Source organism: Mesorhizobium shonense (assembly GCF_040545255.1).
GTDB classification, from domain to species: Bacteria; Pseudomonadota; Alphaproteobacteria; order Rhizobiales; family Rhizobiaceae; genus Mesorhizobium; species Mesorhizobium shonense.
Genome location: NZ_JBEPLM010000003.1, coordinates 160,446 through 177,973, shown reverse-complemented (window position 1 = coordinate 177,973; position 17,528 = coordinate 160,446). Strand labels below are relative to the sequence as shown.

Below are 17,528 nucleotides of genomic sequence, written 5' to 3'. Positions count from 1 at the left end.
CTCAAGGGGTAAGATACACCTATTGGGAGCTTGCGAAAAACCGGCGGGCCTTTTGGGCAAACCGTGCCCTAATCCACGGCAAGGCGCTGAAGAGCAAGGCAGCCGGCTCAGGGAATGAGGACGGTCGTACCCGTCGTCCTGCGGCCCTCGAGATCGGACTGCGCTCGTGCCGCATCCTTCAGCGCATAGCGCTGGTTGATCTTGATCTCGACGGCGCCGCTCAGCACCACATCGAAGAGAGCCTTAGCCGACGCCACCAGGTCCTCGCGCTTTGCGTTGTAGACGAAGATCGTCGGCCGGGTTGCATAGAGCGAGCCTTTCTGCGCCAGCAGCGACATCGAGAATGGCGGGATCGGCCCCGACGACTGGCCGAAGCTGACGAACATGCCGAGCGGCCTCAGGCAATCGAGCGAAGCGGGAAAAGTATCGTTGCCGACGGAATCGTAGACGACATCGCATTTCTTGCCGCCGGTGATGGCGGCGACGCCGGCAACGAAATCCTGCTCCTTGTAATTGATGACATGGTCGAAGCCATGCGCTTTAGCGAGCTCGATCTTGTCGCTGGAGCTTGCCGTGCCGATCACGGTCGCGCCGAGATGCTTTGCCCACTGGCCAAGGATGAGGCCTACACCGCCGGCCGCGGCATGGTAGAGGATCGTGTCGCCGGCCTTCACAGGAAAAGTGCGGCGCAGCAGATATTCCGCCGTCATGCCCTTCAGCATCATGGACGCCGCCTGCTCGTCGCTGATGCCGTCCGGCACCTTGACCACGCGGTCGGCGGCGATGACTCGTTCCTCTGAATAGGCGCCGACATTGACCGCATAGGCGATGCGGTCGCCGGGCTGCAGCCAGTCGATCCCAGCGCCGACGGCCAGAACCACGCCGGCCGCCTCGCTGCCCGGGATCAGCGGGAAGCCGCCCGGCGGCGGGTAAAGGCCCGAACGGTGATAGACATCGATGAAGTTGAGGCCGATCGCGGTATGCCTGACCAGGATCTGTCCGGCGCCCGGCTGGCCGGGATCGGCATCCTCATAGGTCAGGACTTCTGGACCGCCATGGGCGTGAATGCGGATTGCCTTGGACATCGCTCAATTCTCTCGGGACAGGGATAGGATTTAGAGCATGATCCCGAAAAACCGGTTTTCGGAAAAGATCATGCTCCAACAAAAAGTTAGGTTAGGGCTTCTTGGCGCCAAGATTGGGGAACATCTGCATCACGCCCCCGATGCAGGCGAGATAGAGCCCGGTGATGGTGATGCCGATCTTGGTGAAGTCGCTGACCTGTTCACCCAGGACGCCGATCTGGTTGTAGAAGCTGGCGAGTGCGGCCTGTGCCAGCGCAAGCGCGCCAAAGGCACACCACAAAAGGATCATGCCGAGGTTGAGCGACCTGAGCCGGACCACCCGCACCGGATGAATGAAGTTGATCGGCAGGAAGGTGAGGATGCCGGCGACCACGACCACGGCGAACGAAACCCATTGTCCCGGCTCGATGACGAAGAGCGTGAACACCACCATGTTCCAGACGACAGGGAAGCCTTTGAAGAAGTTCTCCTTCGTCTTCATGCCGGTATCGGCATAGTAGATCGCGCTCGACACCACGATGATGGCCGCCGACAGGAACGACAGGTTCTCGCCCATGAAGCCGCGCTGATAGAGCGCGAAGGCCGGGATGAGCACGTAGGTCACATAGTCGATGATGTTGTCGAGCACCTCCCCCGACCATGTCGGCAGGATCTCCTTGACCTCGAGCTTCCTGGCGATCGGGCCGTCGATGCCGTCGACAAAGAGCGCCAGCCCCAGCCACCAGAACATCGCCGTCCAGCGCTCCTCGCTGGCCGCGACCAGCGACAGGAAGGCGAGGAACGAACCGGACGCGGTGAGCAGGTGCACCGAAAAAGCGCGCGCCTGCGGCCATGTCACTTTCTTCTTCGGCCGCGGAATCCGCTCCGCGATCTTCTTGGCCGCTTTACGGGCCGCTGTGTTCTTGCTCACGGGCCTCGCCAATCCAGCTTGCATATCTCGGCCGAGCGGCCGGCGAAATTCCAGTTGCGGCCGAAGGCGCGCATCTTGCTCTTGTCGGACTTCGCCACGATGATTTCCGGCGCGATCCAATATTCGGAATTGCTGATCACCGTATCCTTCTCGCGGTCCTTGCCTAGTACAGGCGTCACCGCGCCGTCGATAATCCGCGGTATCTGGAACACGCGTGTCCTGTCGTGCGTCTCATAGGTGATCGGCACCTGCTCGACGCCGAGGAATTTGCCGACCAGGATCGACAGCAGCGATGTGGTGCCGCCGGCCTTGCCGGTGAAGATTTTTGTCAGCGCCTTCACCGCGTATACCGAGGCGCGCTTGTCGATGAACAGCCCGGCGGTCCAGTTGCCCCGGCTCATATAGCCCGGGATTTCCATGATCAGCCCGAGATTGAGGCCGGAGAGGTCGACCTCGCCGAAATGGCCGGCATCGATGCGGAATCCCGCCCAGGTCTGGCAATAGCCCTCGGTCGGCGGATGGCTGCCGAGCGACAGCACGCAAGGGCAGAAAACCGTGCAATTGCAGGAGAGTACCAGCTCTCCCTTCATCGCCCAGCTTTGATCGGTCATCGAATTCTCCCCTCACGCCGAAACTAATAGCAGGGCGGCAGCCCACACAAGCAGTATCGCACCGGCGGTCTGGCTTGCCACCCTGCCGGTGGTCTGTTTTTCGATCAGGGTGAACAGGCCGATCAGCGCCATCCAGAAGATGTTCATCGCGCCAACGGCGAACATCACCAGCATCAGCGCCCAGCAGCAGCCGAGGCACCAGACGCCCTGCAGCAGGCCCAGACGGAAAATGCGCCACGGTTGCGCGCTCCAGTTGGCGAACAGGATCGAGAACGGGTTCCGGCATTTCTTCAAGCAGGCCTGTTTCAAGCCGCTGAATTGATAGAGGCCGGCAATCGCAAGCGCAGCAGCACCAGCCAATCCGACGACCGGATCAAGCATCTGCCCCGCGGCGGCGAAGCGATAGATTGCAAGTGTCAGTACGGCAAATGCCGCCGACGCCGCAAGCCAGGCTGAGAGGTATCCGGCCACCAGAACCAGTGGATGGACGACGGGCTCGCGCTTGATTCGAGCGGTATCCGCAATCTCGCAATAGGTGCGGATCATCGGCGCCGCCGAAGGCAGCATCGCCGCCACAGCCATCAGGAACCACATCAGGACGAGCGCTAACGCCTGCGGGCCTGCCGAGCCTGCATGCGGAGCCGGCGCAAGGCACAGGGCGAAAAGGCGGTCGACGAATTCCGGCAGCGGCAGCCGCGGCAGGTCTTTGAGCAGCGCATCGCCCGGAGCGCCGCCGGCAAGCCGGCCTTCGGCGCCGCGGATCGCCATGGCAGCGAGGATGAGCCAGGCAAGCGCGATGCCCGCGCCAATGGCGAGCGTCACCGCGAGGCGCGGGCTGCGCGCGAGTCCTGCCGTGGCGCGGCCGGCGCGGTCGAGATGGCTGAAATCGTGCTCCTGGCCCGTCATGGCAATCGAATGGGCCGAATCGCCGCGTTGATCAAGCCCGCCGATCTGCCCTATATCCGGTGATAGGCCCGATGGCCGCCCATCCATATGGAAGCCTCGCGTGGAGCAGAACGACAAAGCCCGCATATTGGTTGCCGGCAGCGGCCCGGCCGGCCTTATCGCAGCGCTGGGCTTTGCCGAGGCAGGTTTTGCCGTGACGTTGGCAGGCCCCGAGGCCACGACCAACGATAGCCGCACTACCGCGCTCATGAACCCTGCCCTGAAAGTGCTCGACCGGCTGGGCGTGCTTGCCGAGCTCAGGTCGCAGGCGGCGCCGCTCAAGGTGATGCGGATCGTCGACGCGACGCGCAGGCTGATCCGCAGCCCAACCGTGACCTTTCGCGCCAGCGAGATCGGCGAGGAGCAGTTCGGGTTCAATCTGCCGAACAAGGTCCTGATCCCGGTCCTTGCCAAGGCAGTCGCCGATCGCGCCGGCATCGATTGGCGAAAGTCGATGGTCGAGACATGGCGGCTCGACGCCGACCGGGCACATGCCAGTCTCGCCGATGGCGGCGAGGTCTCGGCGTCGCTGGCGGTCGCCGCCGACGGGCGGCTGTCGCCGGCACGCGAAGCCGCGGGCATAAGGGCGTCCGCCCGCCCCTATCCCCAGTCGGCGCTTGTTCTCAATTTCAGCCATCGCAGCGAGCATGGTTTCATTTCGACCGAATTCCATACCGAGACCGGACCGTTCACGCAGGTTCCGCTGCCGGGCAGGCGCTCGAGCCTTGTCTGGGTGGTGAAGCCGGAGACGGCAAAGGAACTCGCGGCACTCGACGATGCTACCCTGTCCGTCCGGGTCGAGGAGCAGATGCAGTCGATGCTCGGCCGGGTTTCGGTCGAGCCCGGCCGCCAGGTCTATCCGCTGTCGGCGGCCTCGCCCGGCCGTTTCGCGCAGAATCGCGTGGCGCTTGTCGGCGAAGCGGCCCATGTCTTTCCGCCGATCGGCGCCCAGGGCCTCAACCTCGGCATCAGGGATATCGACGATCTGATTGGAATCGCCAGCGAAAATCGCGACGATCCAGGGTCGAGGCTAAGTCTCGCCGCCTATGACACAAGGCGTCGTCCCGACATTTTTGCGCGCAGCAGCGCGGTGAACCTGCTCAACATGTCGCTGCTGTCCGACATGCTGCCGGCGCAGTTGGCGCGCAGCGCCGGCCTCAACGTGCTGGGCAGCTTCGCGCCGTTGCGCGCTTTCTTCATGGGCGAAGGCCTGCGGCCCGGCAGCGGCTTTCGCGCGCTCGCCGGCGGCTTCAGGAAACAGGCCGCGCGCTGAGCGATACATTTGGACCTTGCGCTTTCCGAAACCATTGCATTCACCGACAGCGCTCCGGCATGGAATTGCGGCAATGTCTACGCCAATGGTACCAAGCCGAAAGTCGGGGTCGATTTTTGGCTGCGTGATGTGTAAATTCAAGACCTTAGGCGCCTTGTGCGCAAGCCACTGACGGGCGCCTCGGGGTCCCGCGCATGACCCCGAAAATCGAAATCGATTTTCGGAAAGGATCATGCGCAAAATGAAGGTGCTACAGCGTCCTTTGCGCGTCCGAACGGACGCGCGGCGCTGTAGGTGGTGAGTGCGATGAAGACGGCCAAATTCGCGATCGGGCAAGTGGTTCGCCATCGGCTGTTTCCGTTCCGTGGCGTGATCTTCGATGTCGATCCGCAGTTCGCCAACAGCGAGGAATGGTACGAAGCCATTCCCGCGGACATGCGTCCGCACAAGGACCAGCCCTTCTACCACCTTCTCGCCGAGAATTCCGAGACCGAGTACATCGCTTACGTGTCCGAGCAGAACCTGCTCGAGGACCGGTCGGGCGAGCCGGTGCGGCATCCGCAGATCGGCGAGATGTTCGACAAACTACCCGATGGACGCTACGAACCGAAACGTCACTCGAAGCACTGAAGGCTCGACAGGCGGCAACAAAAAAGCGGGGTGCTTGCCCCGCTTTTTGCATGCTGGAGAAACGCTCCGGCGATCAGTTGGCGGTCTTCGCCTTGTCCTGCTCTTCCTTGAGCTTCTTGGCGAAGTCCTGGTTGTTCTTGGCGACGAAGTCCTGCAGCTTCTTCTGCCGGTCCTCGATGTCCGACTGCTGCAGCGGCGGGCCGTCATAGGCGCCGCTGAAGCCCGTCAGCGCGACCTTGATCGGGTTCGGCTGGTTCTGGAAATTGATCGAAGTGAGCGAGATCGCCTGGCCCTTCTTGAAGGACGCGACGAGCTGGTCGGTCAGCGGCACTTCGGCCACGCAACGATCGGGGAAACAGATCACATAGTCGAGCTTCTGCGCCTTGCCCGCGTCGATCTGCAAGCCGATGCCCGGGGGAATAAGGCGCCCGGTCGGCACCGTGACCTGGAACACCTTGCGGTTCACCTTGCCCTTGAGCTCGATCAGGCTGACGCCGGTGACGAGCTGGCCATTGCCGGCGGTGACGATGTTCTGGACATTGCAGATGTCGACGTCTTCCTGCTTGGTGCAGGCCTTGAACCAACCCTGCGGAATCTGCGGCTGCTGCTGGGCCGAGGCGGTGAAAAGCCCGGCGCCCAGGACGCCGACCACGCCTGCGGCCAGCACCGAAAGGCGATACGCATTGCTCGTCATATGGTGCACTTTCCTCTCAAATGATCCCGGGGACCGGCTTCTTCGTGCCGTGCGGTCCCGCTACCTGTTGCCCAAATGAGGCAACAGCATGACTTCGGAGCGCGTGTTACACTGCCAGCGGCGCCGAATCCAGCCCGGTTTCCGCGATTTCTTCTTGGTTTGAAGCCACACCACGAACCCCCGATTGGCGATGGACTGGCCGAACCCAATTCCGATTGGCGCACCGATTCAATCGGGGGGCGAAATGCTCTAGGGTGCGTGTCGAATCACAAAGCCGCCCGGTAAGGAGACGGTCATGGACCGCGTTCTCGTTCGGCTGATCGCCGCGACCTCGTTTCTGGCCTTCTCGCTGCTTCCGGCTTTGTCGGAGCCGAAGCACGCCATCGCTATGCAGGGCGAGCCGGCGCTGCCTGCGGGCTATCAGCATTTCGACTACGTCAATCCCGATGCGCCGAAAGGCGGCAGCGTCACCTATTGCGTCGTCGGCAGCTTCGACAACCTCAACCCCTTCATCCTCAAGAGCCTGCGCACCACCGCGCGCGGCATGATCGACACGGTCTACGGCAATCTCGTCTTCGAGCCGTTGATGCAGCGCAATTACAACGAGCCTTTCAGCCTCTACGGCCTTCTCGCCGACAGCGCCGACATGGACTCGGAGCGCAAGAGCATCGAGTTCCATCTCAACCCCAATGCCAAATGGTCGGATGGCCAGCCGGTGACGCCGGAAGACGTGCTGTTCACCTACGATGTCTTCACCGACAAGGGCCGCCCGCCTTACAGCGACCGCATGAGCATGATCGCCAAGCTGGAGAAGACCGGCGACCACAGCGTGAAATTCACCTTCAACGACAAGGCCAATCGCGAATTTCCGCTGATCGTCGGGCTGACGCCGATCATCCCCAAGCACGCTTTCGACAAGGACAGCTTCGACAAGACCACGCTGAAGCCGCTGATCGGCAGTGGCCCCTACACGGTGGACAAGGTGCAGCCCGGCCAGCGCATCGTCTTCAAGCGCAATCCCGATTACTGGGGCAAGGACATCCCCTCGAAGCGCGGCTTCGACAATTTCGACCGGATCACCATCGAATATTTCCTCAACGCCAACGCCAAGACGGAAGCCTTCAAGAAGGGCATCTGCGCCCTCGACGACGAGACCGATCCGGTCAAGCGCGACCGCGATGTCGACTTCCCGGCCTTTCGCAAGGGTGAAGTGAAGCAGGAATATTTCGACACCGGCATTCCGCCTGTCGTGACGGGCTTCCTGTTCAACACCAGGCTGCCGAAATTTGCCGATCCGGTCGTGCGGCGCGCGCTCGGCATGCTCTACGACTTCGAGTGGGCGAACAAGAACCTCTTCGCCGGCAAGTTCAACCGCACGATGAGCTTTTGGCAGAACTCCGAGCTGTCGGCGCTCGGCCATCCGGCCGACGAGCGGGAGAAGGCGCTGCTCGCCCCCTACCCCGGCCGTGTGCCTGCTGAGGTCATGGACGGCAGCTGGCGGCCGCCGGTCACCGACGGCTCCGGCCAGGACCGCAAGGTGCTGCGAGCGGCTTTCGAGATGCTGAAAGGCGCCGGCTATCATGTAGAAGACGGCAGAATGGTCGATCCCCAAGGGGCCTCCTTCGGCTTCGAAATCCTGACGTCATCGCAGGATGAGGAGCGGCTTGCGGCGCTCTATCAGCGCACGCTGGAGAAGATCGGCATCGATGTTACCATCCGCAGCCTCGACGGCGACCAGATCCAGTCGCGCAAGCAGCGGTTCGACTTCGAGGTTCTGATTGGCACGAGCGGCTTCAACAATTCGCTTTCGCCCGGCAGCGAGCAGGTCGGGCGCTGGGGATCCGTCGCGGCCAAGCAGGAAGGTTCGTTCAACCTCGCCGGTGTCGCCGACCCAGCGGTCGACGCCGCGATCAACGCCCTGCTGAATGCCCGCGCCAAGGAGGACTACGTCGCCGCGGTGCGCGTCCTCGACCGGCTGCTGATCTCCGGCAACTACATCGTGCCCATGCAATACAACACGCAGCAGTGGCTGGCTTACTGGAGCTACCTGGAACATCCACAGAAGACCCCCATATTTGGCTATCAGCTGCCGACATGGTGGCGAAAGCCCAACTGACATCCCTACCGACATGAAGAGGGAGACGACCATGAGTGCCGAGAACTCGATCACCGTCGATGTGGTGTCCGATGTCGTCTGCCCCTGGTGTTTCATCGGCCAGAAGCGGCTGGACAAGGCGATTGCCGCTGTCGGCGATGTCGGAGTGCATGTGCGCTGGCGGCCCTTCCAGCTCGATCCGACCATTCCGCAAGGAGGCATGGATCGCCGCCAATACATGCTGGGCAAATTCGGCAGCGAGGAGCGCATTCGCCAGATCCATACGCGCATCGAACCGCTCGGCGAAGCGGAAGGCATCCATTTCGCCTTCGGCGCCATCAAGGTCGCGCCCAACACGCTGGACGCGCACCGCGTCATCCGCTGGGCGGGAGCCGCCGGCGAGGACGTGCAGAACCGGCTGGTGCGCCGCCTCTTCCAGCTGAATTTCGAGGAAGGCGCCGATCTTGGCGATTATGCCGTGCTGGCCGAGGCCGCGCGCGAGGCGGACATGGACGCTTCGGTTGTCGAGACGCTGTTGCCGACGGACGCCGATGTCGACGCCGTTCGCAACGAAATCGCCACTGCCTCGCGCATGGGCATCACCGGCGTGCCCTGCTTCCTGCTCGAAGGCAAATATGCCGTGATGGGCGCGCAGGACGCCGACACGCTTGCCGATGCCATCCGCCAGGTCGCCCAGGCCAAGGCGCGCGGCGAACTGGAAACGGCGGGCTGACCTGAAGTTTATTTTGCCATCACCTTCGCCTTACTGACGAGAAGCCGTGGCCGCTGCCGCCCGAAGTCAGTCCCTGGCTGATGGCAGGCAAGTAATTGGCTCCCTCGCTCCAGCTGTTGCCGTGACCGAGCTCGGCAGGTAGTCGAGGCAGCTCTGCTCGCCGGGGCTCCTGGTCAAAGTCGCCGGCCCTTGGGCGCCAAAATCACCGTCATATAGCTCGGCTCGACTAGCTCGGCTCGACCCGAACGGGCACCCCGTCATGGGCTCGGAAAATGACGGTTGGAGCGAATTGAGGGCGGCGGTTTTCGAGCATTCCGGCTGCCGCCCAATGGCGAAACCGGGCCGGCCGGCAGGGTATTCCGTTCACAAAGCCGTGTTTTTGGTTTCCCTAGGGGAAAGTCGGCGACGCCTTGGACCGTCACCGTCAACCTACTGGAATAAAACACGAAATTCCTGCTGAGGGCAACCAGCCGTCGATGCTCTCCTGTTGCCTTCATGCCACTTCGGGTAACCCTGTTCACATTTGGGGGCAGAAAATTAATGGAAAATGATCAATTGGTGTTACCATGTGTAACAAAACAAGAAAGGTTTGGGCGGGATCGTGATTCGGGTCGGCAGACCGCGACGTGCAGTACCGGCAAAACTACCTGGCGAGGCGGCAAAGCCCTCGCACCTGACGCCGGTATCGTCGATGCGCACCTTCTGGGGGCTGATGCGAGCCTACTGGTTCTCCGACCGCTGGAAGGAAGCCTGGACCCTCACCCTCGTGATTGCGCTGCTCACCGCGCTCTCCAGCAAGGCAGGCGTCTGGTTTGCCATGGCGTCCGGCGAGTTGGTGAATTCGATCGCCTTTTTCCACGACGCCGCCAATACCAATCCGTTGCAGGCGCTTCTCACCAATGCCGGCATATTGGTGGTGCTGGTCGTGCTCAAGGATGCCGGCTTCACCGGCGTGCGCAACCTCGTTTCGACGACCTTGCACCGCAAATGGCGCGGCTGGCTGAACAGCCAGTTCAACCAGGCGCTGCTCGACGGCAACCATACCCATTTCCATACCCAGCATGGTTCCGTGGCCGGCGGCATCGTCGCCCCTGACAACATCGACCAGCGCGTCCAGGAATCGATCAAGGACATGACCGGCGGCGCGATCGGCCTCGCCATGGGCGTGCTGGGTGTGGCGACCTCGCTCTACTTCGTCGGCGAGAACTTGATTGGAGCCTCCGTGGAGGTCAAAGGACTGGAGTTTCTCGGCAGCTATGGCAGCGCCGTGCTCGCCTTCCTGGCGGTCGCCACCTACGTGCCGCTCAACACATGGATTGCGGTCAAGCTCGGCGGCATGCTCGAGCGCCTCAACATACGCATGCAGCAGGCCGAGGGCAGCTATCGCGCCGAGCTGACGACGTTCCTGCGCCGCAGCTTCCACGTCGCCGCCTCGCATGGCGAGGATGTGCAGAAGACCATGCACGACAGGCTCTATGTCGACATCGACAAGACCTGGGGCCGGCTGAACGTCGTCAACACCAGCTACACATCGTTCGAGCTAATCTACAATTTCATCGGCGCCCGTATCGTCGCCTACGGACCCGGTCTCGTGCCGTTCATCCACAACGGCTTCGACCTCAAGGGTTACATCACCGGCTCCGAAATGGTCGCCCAGCTGATCAGCCAGTGCTCATGGTTCATCCATGTCATGCCGGCGATCGCGACGCTCCGGGCCAACAGCCAGCGCGTGACCGAGCTTGCCAACGCCGTCGAGAACGTCCAGCAGCCGCAGGAATTCTATCGCCAGACCGGTCGTTCGGACTTCAGCTACGCCAGGCAGAATCCTGTCTTCGGTCTGACCATCCAGAAGCTCGAGCTGGCGCATCAGGGCGAGGACGCAACGCCTTTCCTCAGCGCCGCCAATCTGCGCTTCCGCCGCGGCGAGTGGACTTTCCTCAAGGGCGAGTCCGGTTGCGGCAAGACCTCGCTGATCAAGGCGATCAACGGCCTCTGGCCCTATGGCCGCGGCACCATCGTGTTCCCGGAAGGGGTGACGAGCTTTTACGCCGCCCAGGAAGTGAAGCTGCAGCAGGTCTCGCTGAAGCAGTTGGTCTGCCTGCCGGGTTCCGAGAACGACCACAGCGACATGCAGGTCGCGGCAGCCTTGCATAAAGCCGGTCTCGGCGAATTCATCGAGCACCTGACTGACGAGAGCCGCGAGGGCAAGATCTGGGATCAGGTCCTGTCCGGCGGCCAGAAGCAGAAGCTGGTGGTCGCCCGCATCATCCTGCAGCAGCCTGGGCTGCTGTTCCTCGACGAAGCGACCGGCGCGCTCGATCCTGAAGGCAAGATCGCCTTCCACGAGGCGATCAAGGCTAACTGCCCCGATGTCACGGTGATCAGCGTGATGCACGAGGCCGTGCCGCCGCGGTCGCTCTCCGGAGAGGAATTCTACCACAGCGTTGTCGCGATCGCCGACTGCGTCGCGACCAAGAAGCCGCTGGTCCCCACCCTGCCGCGCGAGCTCACGACCATCCTCGCCCAGCCGCCGAGGCCAGCCGAGGACAAATGGCTGCGCTTCCGCCGGCTGAAGCAGAAATAGCAGTCATACCAAGCCTTTGACCGGCCGGCCTGGTTCGGTCGCGGCTGCCTCCGATCACAGTCTCGCGAGCCGGCGTCCATTGGCTCATTTTTCGAGCCTTCCGCAATTGACTCGGCAAAACGCGCTCCTATGTTGCGCCCCGCTCGCAGAATTCCCCAACCCGAAACCCGCGAGCAGAAAGGTCAACCCGCCATGCCTGGCGACAGTCACAGTCGAACGCAACCGCCGTCCGCCTTGACGTGACCTGACGGTTCACGTCCTGCCGGACGGCAAGGAAGTGAACCATGAACGAATTCGCACCCGTATTGGACGACGAAGCGATCGCCGTCGCCCGTGTTCTTGCCAACGATCACGTCGCCGACGTCGTCGAAGCCCTCAACCACGAACCCCATGAGACGGCCGTCGAGCTGCTCTGCGCGGTCCCGTTCGAGCGGCTGGTCGAAATCTTCGACCAGCCGGAGCTCGAAAACGCGCCGGAGCTCACCGAAGCCCTGCCCCGTTCCAAAGCGAGCAAGCTTTTGACCGCCATGTCGGTCGACCGCGCGGCCGACATCCTGCGCGAGCTCGACGAGCCGGCCCGTTCCGAGCTGCTCGGCGCGCTTGCCCCGCCGCTGCGCGCCACGCTGCTTTCCATTCTCGGCTATCCCGAAGGCAGCGCCGCCTCGATCATGACGACGGAGTTCGTCAGCGTGCCTTCGGACTGGACCGTCGGCCGCACGCTCGACTACATCCGCAAGGTCGAGCGGACGCGCGAGACCGTCTATGCGATCTACATCACCGACCCGGAGACGCTGCTGTTGCTGCGGGCGACCGGCTTGCGCCGGCTTATCACCGGCGAACCGGAGGACTCGATCCTGTCGGTGGCGCCGGATCGCGTGCCGGTGACGGTGACGCCGCTCACCGATCGCGAGACGCTCGCGCAGACTATCTCCAAATACGACCTGCTCGCCTTGCCGGTTGTGGATCACGGCAAGATCCTTGGCATCGTCACCGTCGACGACATCATCGACACGATGGTCGAGGAGACGACCGAGGACGTGCACCGTTTCGGCGGCATGGAGGCGCTGGATGAGCCATACATGAAGATGAGCTTCCTCGCGATGATCCAGAAGCGAGCCGGCTGGCTCTGCGCGCTGTTCCTCAGCGAGATGCTGACGGCCAACGCCATGCAAAGCTACGAAGGCGAGTTGGAGAAGGCGATCGTGCTCACGCTCTTCATCCCGCTGATCATGAGCTCGGGCGGCAATTCCGGCTCGCAGGCGACCTCGCTGGTCATCCGAGCGCTGGCGCTGCGCGAGATCGGCCTGCGCGACTGGTGGCGCGTGGCGCTGCGCGAGCTGCCGACCGGGCTGGCGCTGGGCTCCATCCTCGGCATCGTCGGCATCTGCCGCATCATGCTCTGGCAGTATCTCGGCCTCTACGACTACGGCCCGCACTGGATGCTGATCGCGGCAACGGTGGGCGCCGCGCTGGTCGGTATCGTCACCTTCGGGTCGCTGTCGGGATCGATGCTGCCATTCGCGCTGAAGCGCATCGGCTTCGATCCTGCGAGCGCCTCGGCGCCATTCGTCGCCACGCTGGTCGACGTCACCGGGCTGGTGATCTACTTCTCGGTGGCGCTGGTAATCCTGCGCGGCACCCTGCTTTGAACTTGGGCATCACCGTCGCCGGCTCTGCCGGCGGCGGCTCCCAAGCCAGGGCTTATTGCATGTCGCCCAAAGTGTGCAGCGGTTTTGGGAGAACGACATGCATCAAAACAAAGACCTAAAGCGCGTCGCCTGAATCCGCTTCAGCGCGACGCGCTTTAGACTCGCACGCCATTCTTCACGCGATAGGTCGGCTTGTACATGGTGACCAGTTCCTCGGCCGCAGTCGGGTGGACGGCCATGGTGCGGTCGAAATCGTCCTTGGTCAGCCCGGCTTTCAACGGAATGCCGAGCAGCTGCGCCATCTCGCCGGCGTCGGGGCCGAGAATATGGGCTCCGAGCACTTTTCTCGATACGCCGTCGACCACCAGTTTCATCAGCATCTTCTCGTCGCGGCCCGACAGCGTGTGCCGCATCGGACGGAAGGAAGTGCGATAGACCTCGATTTCCGGGAAGCGCTTGACCGCCTCGTCCTCGGACAGTCCGACGGTGCCGATTTCAGGCTGCGAGAACACGGCCGTCGCGATGGTGTCGTGGTCCGGCGAGGTCGGATTATCCTTGAAGGCGGTTTCGATGAAGCACATCGCTTCGTGAATGGCCACCGGCGTCAGTTGCACGCGGTGGGTGACGTCGCCGATCGCCCAGATGTTCTCGATATTGGTGCGGGAATACTTATCGACGACGATCGCGCCCGTCTTGCCGAGTTCCACGTCGACCCCTTCGAGCCCCATATTCTCCGTATTGGGAATGCGGCCGATCGCCAGCATGACCTGGTCGACCGTCAGCGTCTGGCCGCTGGAGAGCAGCACGTCCAGCCTGCCTTCACGATTCTTCCGCACCCGTTCGGAAACCGCGTGGCAGAGGATCCTGATCCCCTTTTTCTCCATCGTCTCGTGCAGCGAGCGGCGAAGGTCCATGTCAAAGCGGCTGAGTATCTCCTGGCCACGGTAGACAAGCGTGGTGTCGACGCCGAGCCCATGAAAGATGTTTGCGAATTCGACGGCGATGTAGCCGCCGCCCTCGATCATGATCGCCTTAGGCAATTCCTTGAGGTCGAAGGCCTCGTTGGAGAAGATGCAGTATTCGTGGCCGGAAAGCGCAGGATGCGGCGCCGGACGGCCGCCGGTGGCGATCAGGATCTGATCGGCGCTGACGGTGCGGTCTTCGGCAGTGAGATAAACAGAATGCGGATCGACGAGCACGGCGCGCGAGTGAAAGGTCTCGCCGCCCGCGCCCTCGACATTCTTCTTGTAGATCGCCTCCAGCCTGGCGATCTCCTTGTCCTTGTTGGCGACCAAAGTCGGCCAGTCGAAGCTTGCTTCGGGCACCGTCCAGCCATAGCCGGCGGCGTCGGCGAAATGCTCGGGAAACTGCGAGGCATAGACATAGAGCTTCTTCGGCACGCAGCCGCGGATGACGCAGGTGCCGCCGTAACGATATTCCTCGGCGATGGCGACGCGCTTGCCGAGGGACGCCGCCATACGGGCCGCCCTCACCCCGCCGGAACCGCCGCCGATGACGAAAAGATCATAGTCGTAACCGGCCATCGGATGGGCTCCTGGGAAGTGAAAAGGGTTCGCCAGAGGTAGGCTGCCAAGCGCCAAAAGAAAAGCCCGGGAAACCCGGGCTCTTCTGGTCCAGCGGCGGTGACCGCCGAAATGACTGGGCGGATCAGTTCTGCGAGTTGTCGGCAGGGGCCGAACCGTCGGCAGGAGCCGAGTTGTCGGCCGGAGCAGTCGCATCCTGCGCAGGCTTGGCCGGGGCCGCGGCCTTGGCGGCGGCGGCGAGCGTCTCGCCGACCTGCTGGGCGAGATCGCGGGCGACGCCGTTCTGCCAGATGTCGGCCGCCTTCACGAGATCGCGCGTCACCGCCGGGCCGCTGTCGAGCAGCTTCTTGCCGGCATCCGAGCTGTAGAAGGTGGCGATATCGTTAAGGTCCTTTTCGGAGAATACCTTGGCGTAGGCGAGCGCCGCCTCCTTCTCGAGGTCGGCGCGACGCGAAGCGAGGCCGATCGCCTTCTCGGTGACGGTCTTCCCGATCAGCTCCTGCATGTCGGGGTTCTTCTGGATCAGCTGGTTCTCGAGCGCGGCCGCCGCCTGCGGCAGTATGTTGTCGAACGGGTCCGTGGCGTGGATAGCCACAACTGCGGCCCGCGCGGCCTTGAGATGCGATTCGCTGATATCCTGCGAAAACGCCGGCGAGGACAGGGCAAGGACGGCTGAGGCCGCCAGAAACATCGAAAGGCGGCGAACCCGTTTATGCAACATCATGGTCGATAGAACTCCCTGGTTTTCGGGCGGCATGGACGGTTTGGATGCCGTCGCCGCCGGCGATGATGGCCGTTGACGCCAGCCCGATGAATAGACCGTGCTCGACAACGCCTGGAATGGCGAAGAGAGCATTCGAAAGCGCTCTTGTATCCGGAATGCGGCCAAAAGATGCATCGAGGATAAAGTGGCCGCCGTCTGTAACAAATGGCTGTCCCCCCGTCATCCTCAATGTAACCGGGCCGGCAAGGCCGAGGCCCGTCGCGGCCGCGCGAACCGCGATCTCGGTGGCGCGCAGGCCAAACTTGTTGACTTCGATCGGCAGCGGGAAGCGGCCGAGGGTCTCGACCATCTTGGATTGGTCGGCAATGACGATCATGCGCTTGGATGCCGCCGCGACGATCTTTTCGCGCAACAGCGCCCCGCCGCCGCCCTTGATCAGCGTCAGCGCCGGGTCGATCTCGTCGGCGCCGTCGATCGTGAGGTCGAGCTCAGGCGTCTCCTCCAGTGTCGACAGCGGCACACCGAGCTCGCGGCAGAGTGCCGCAGTGCGCTCGGATGTGGGCACGCCGATGACGGTGAGGCCGGTTGCGACCTTTTCGGCGAGCAGCCGCACGAACGCGTCGGCGGTCGTGCCGGTGCCGATGCCGAGCCGCATGCCGTCACTGACGTGGACGAGCGCTGCCCGCGCGGCTTCGACCTTCAGCTGTCTTGCATCCACGCTTTTGCCCCGATTTCTCTGGTTTCGCGCGCGTCCTAGCATTTTTGCCTGTCCCGTCAAAGGCTCCGCCTGTGGACCGATAGAGGCTGCTTGCTTGACCAGCGCGCAGCTTGTATCGGCTGCGGCATTTCAACCGCTGCAGGACTGGCCATGACCCGACCGATAATCGTGTTCGACCTCGACGGGACGCTGATCGATACCGCGCCGGACCTGCTCGACAGCCTCAACCACAGCCTGGCGGCCGGAGAACTTGCTGCAGTCGACGAAGCCGGCTTCAGGCGCTTCGTCGGCCATGGCGGCCGCGTCATGATCGAGCGCGCGCATGCGGCGCAGAACAAATCGCTCATGGCGGAAGAACACGACCGGCTGCTGAAACTCTTCCTCGACCATTACACGCTGAACATTCCCGGCAAGTCCCGCCCCTACCCCGGCGTCATCGCCGCGCTCGATCGGTTCCAGGCCGCCGGCTACCTGATGGCGGTCTGCACCAACAAATACGAAGCGAATTCCGCGACGCTGATCGGCGCGCTTGGCATGTCGAACTATTTTGCCGCGATCTGCGGCCAGGACACCTTCGCCTTCCGCAAGCCCGACCCGCGCCATCTCACCGAGACGATCCGCCTAGCCGGCGGCGATCCGCACAACGCCTTGATGGTCGGCGATTCGCAGACCGACATCGACACCGCCAAGGCCGCCGGCATTCCGGTGGTGGCGGTCGATTTCGGCTATACCGACCGCCATGTGCGTGAGTTCGAGCCGACGCTGGTGATCTCGCATTTCGACACGCTGACGCGGGAACTGGCCGAACGGCTGATCGCGGCGGCGCGCTGAGTCCCGGCTTTTCAAGCCTGCCGAGCACCGGCAAATTCGATCGTCGCAGATCGTCGGCACACTGCCTTGACTTCGCGCACCCGCCTCCCTTATATCGCGGCTCGCTTCGGCCTTCGGGCCACAGGCGGGCGATTAGCTCAGCGGGAGAGCACACCCTTCACACGGGTGGGGTCGCAGGTTCAATCCCTGCATCGCCCACCATCCAACTTCCTGAGAATGTTGGATGACCTGGCCCCATGAAACTTCTGAAAATCTCGACGCCGCCGGCGCCTAAATCAGCCCTCGGCGCACGTTCAGATGCGTCACCGCCGTCACCAGGATGGCGCCGGTCATGAAATAGAGCGTGGCGATGATGTGGCCTTGATGGAAATGAATCCCCGCGAAAAGCAGGGCCATGACCACGGCAAGGAAGGCGATGACGCGAGAGAAGGCATCGGGCATGGGGCGACCTATCACATAAGATGGATGGCCGCCCTCACTCAGCCGCTCGCTCCATAGAGCG

16 protein-coding genes and 1 tRNA gene are annotated in these 17,528 nt (G+C 63.0%); 8 read left to right on the top strand and 9 right to left on the bottom strand.

Translation table 11 applies throughout. The features are described 5' to 3' along the window. Positions 1-107 precede the first annotated feature (107 nt). The 4 genes from ABID26_RS10220 to ABID26_RS10205 form a co-directional block, all read right to left on the bottom strand. Entirely contained in the window at positions 108-1,085 is a 978-nt protein-coding gene (locus tag ABID26_RS10220) for a quinone oxidoreductase family protein (protein WP_292300465.1), read from the bottom strand. Positions 1,086-1,176: 91 nt separating this feature from the next. Then, positions 1,177-2,019, bottom strand: a complete 843-nt coding sequence (gene pcsA / locus ABID26_RS10215) for a phosphatidylcholine synthase (RefSeq protein ID WP_435528561.1) — start codon at positions 2,017-2,019, stop codon at positions 1,177-1,179. Further along, a complete protein-coding gene (locus tag ABID26_RS10210; RefSeq protein WP_292374519.1) occupies positions 1,992-2,606 on the bottom strand; it encodes a DUF1326 domain-containing protein in 615 nt (204 codons plus the stop codon). The genes pcsA and ABID26_RS10210 overlap by 28 nt, the downstream gene beginning before the upstream one ends. A 12-nt stretch (positions 2,607-2,618) precedes the next feature. After that, positions 2,619-3,512 carry a DUF2182 domain-containing protein gene (locus ABID26_RS10205; RefSeq protein ID WP_292344218.1) on the bottom strand — a complete coding sequence of 298 codons (894 nt, stop codon included), beginning with the start codon at positions 3,510-3,512 and terminating at the stop codon, positions 2,619-2,621. Between the two features lie 100 nt (positions 3,513-3,612). Between ABID26_RS10205 and ABID26_RS10200 the strand changes: the two genes are divergently transcribed. Both ABID26_RS10200 and hspQ read left to right on the top strand, forming a co-directional pair. Then, a complete protein-coding gene (locus ABID26_RS10200; RefSeq protein ID WP_354415201.1) occupies positions 3,613-4,824 on the top strand; it encodes a UbiH/UbiF family hydroxylase in 1,212 nt (403 codons plus the stop codon). 306 nt (positions 4,825-5,130) lie between these two features. Further along, positions 5,131-5,454 carry a heat shock protein HspQ gene (gene hspQ / locus ABID26_RS10195; protein WP_059188585.1) on the top strand — a complete coding sequence of 108 codons (324 nt, stop codon included), beginning with the start codon at positions 5,131-5,133 and terminating at the stop codon, positions 5,452-5,454. A 73-nt stretch (positions 5,455-5,527) separates the two neighbouring features. Here hspQ and ABID26_RS10190 read toward each other — a convergent pair whose 3' ends face one another. After that, complete coding sequence (locus ABID26_RS10190; RefSeq protein ID WP_059188586.1) at positions 5,528-6,148, bottom strand: invasion associated locus B family protein; 621 nt, start codon at positions 6,146-6,148, stop codon at positions 5,528-5,530. Positions 6,149-6,443: 295 nt separating this feature from the next. Here ABID26_RS10190 and ABID26_RS10185 point away from each other — a divergent pair, with 295 nt between their 5' ends. The 4 genes from ABID26_RS10185 (at position 6,444) to mgtE (ending at position 13,209) form a co-directional block, all read left to right on the top strand. Then, positions 6,444-8,264 carry an extracellular solute-binding protein gene (locus tag ABID26_RS10185; RefSeq protein ID WP_292374521.1) on the top strand — a complete coding sequence of 607 codons (1,821 nt, stop codon included), beginning with the start codon at positions 6,444-6,446 and terminating at the stop codon, positions 8,262-8,264. Positions 8,265-8,295: 31 nt separating this feature from the next. Continuing rightward, positions 8,296-8,976, top strand: coding sequence for a DsbA family oxidoreductase (locus tag ABID26_RS10180; protein WP_292374523.1), 681 nt, complete (start codon positions 8,296-8,298; stop codon positions 8,974-8,976). Between the two features lie 691 nt (positions 8,977-9,667). Then, on the top strand, positions 9,668-11,560 hold the full coding sequence (locus ABID26_RS10175) for an ABC transporter ATP-binding protein/permease (protein ID WP_292374525.1): 1,893 nt from the start codon (positions 9,668-9,670) through the stop codon (positions 11,558-11,560). Positions 11,561-11,844: 284 nt separating this feature from the next. Beyond that, the gene (gene mgtE, locus ABID26_RS10170; protein WP_292374527.1) at positions 11,845-13,209 is read left to right on the top strand and encodes a magnesium transporter; all 1,365 of its coding nucleotides are present in this window, start codon (positions 11,845-11,847) and stop codon (positions 13,207-13,209) included. Positions 13,210-13,364: 155 nt separating this feature from the next. On the opposite strand, the gene gor is transcribed toward mgtE, so the two are convergent. The 3 genes from gor to rpiA form a co-directional block, all read right to left on the bottom strand. Continuing rightward, positions 13,365-14,753 (bottom strand): glutathione-disulfide reductase, encoded by a 1,389-nt coding sequence (gene gor / locus ABID26_RS10165; protein WP_292374529.1) that lies wholly within the window; start codon positions 14,751-14,753, stop codon positions 13,365-13,367. A 124-nt stretch (positions 14,754-14,877) separates the two neighbouring features. Further along, a complete protein-coding gene (locus ABID26_RS10160; RefSeq protein ID WP_126100340.1) occupies positions 14,878-15,477 on the bottom strand; it encodes a DUF2059 domain-containing protein in 600 nt (199 codons plus the stop codon). Continuing rightward, positions 15,464-16,195, bottom strand: a complete 732-nt coding sequence (gene rpiA, locus ABID26_RS10155) for a ribose-5-phosphate isomerase RpiA (RefSeq protein WP_126100341.1) — start codon at positions 16,193-16,195, stop codon at positions 15,464-15,466. The genes ABID26_RS10160 and rpiA overlap by 14 nt, the downstream gene beginning before the upstream one ends. A 150-nt stretch (positions 16,196-16,345) precedes the next feature. Between rpiA and ABID26_RS10150 the strand changes: the two genes are divergently transcribed. Then, positions 16,346-17,026, top strand: coding sequence for a phosphoglycolate phosphatase (locus ABID26_RS10150; RefSeq protein WP_292374531.1), 681 nt, complete (start codon positions 16,346-16,348; stop codon positions 17,024-17,026). Positions 17,027-17,152: 126 nt separating this feature from the next. Then, a tRNA-Val gene (locus tag ABID26_RS10145) sits at positions 17,153-17,227 on the top strand. Positions 17,228-17,296: 69 nt separating this feature from the next. Here the strand turns inward: ABID26_RS10145 and ABID26_RS10140 are convergent. Then, positions 17,297-17,467, bottom strand: a complete 171-nt coding sequence (locus ABID26_RS10140; RefSeq protein ID WP_292374533.1) for a hypothetical protein — start codon at positions 17,465-17,467, stop codon at positions 17,297-17,299. Positions 17,468-17,528 lie beyond the last annotated feature (61 nt).

Excerpts from the sequence above, each read along its gene's own strand:
- ABID26_RS10220 (WP_292300465.1), bottom strand. The coding sequence starts at position 1,085 with ATGTCCAAGGCAATCCGCATTCACGCCCATGGCGGTCCAGAAGTCCTG.
- pcsA (WP_435528561.1), bottom strand. The coding sequence starts at position 2,019 with ATGCAAGCTGGATTGGCGAGGCCCGTGAGCAAGAACACAGCGGCCCGT.
- ABID26_RS10210 (WP_292374519.1), bottom strand. The coding sequence starts at position 2,606 with ATGACCGATCAAAGCTGGGCGATGAAGGGAGAGCTGGTACTCTCCTGC.
- ABID26_RS10205 (WP_292344218.1), bottom strand. The coding sequence starts at position 3,512 with ATGACGGGCCAGGAGCACGATTTCAGCCATCTCGACCGCGCCGGCCGC.
- hspQ (WP_059188585.1), top strand. The coding sequence starts at position 5,131 with ATGAAGACGGCCAAATTCGCGATCGGGCAAGTGGTTCGCCATCGGCTG.
- ABID26_RS10190 (WP_059188586.1), bottom strand. The coding sequence starts at position 6,148 with ATGACGAGCAATGCGTATCGCCTTTCGGTGCTGGCCGCAGGCGTGGTC.
- ABID26_RS10185 (WP_292374521.1), top strand. The coding sequence starts at position 6,444 with ATGGACCGCGTTCTCGTTCGGCTGATCGCCGCGACCTCGTTTCTGGCC.
- ABID26_RS10180 (WP_292374523.1), top strand. The coding sequence starts at position 8,296 with ATGAGTGCCGAGAACTCGATCACCGTCGATGTGGTGTCCGATGTCGTC.
- ABID26_RS10175 (WP_292374525.1), top strand. The coding sequence starts at position 9,668 with ATGCGCACCTTCTGGGGGCTGATGCGAGCCTACTGGTTCTCCGACCGC.
- mgtE (WP_292374527.1), top strand. The coding sequence starts at position 11,845 with ATGAACGAATTCGCACCCGTATTGGACGACGAAGCGATCGCCGTCGCC.
- gor (WP_292374529.1), bottom strand. The coding sequence starts at position 14,753 with ATGGCCGGTTACGACTATGATCTTTTCGTCATCGGCGGCGGTTCCGGC.
- ABID26_RS10160 (WP_126100340.1), bottom strand. The coding sequence starts at position 15,477 with ATGATGTTGCATAAACGGGTTCGCCGCCTTTCGATGTTTCTGGCGGCC.
- ABID26_RS10150 (WP_292374531.1), top strand. The coding sequence starts at position 16,346 with ATGACCCGACCGATAATCGTGTTCGACCTCGACGGGACGCTGATCGAT.
- ABID26_RS10140 (WP_292374533.1), bottom strand. The coding sequence starts at position 17,467 with ATGCCCGATGCCTTCTCTCGCGTCATCGCCTTCCTTGCCGTGGTCATG.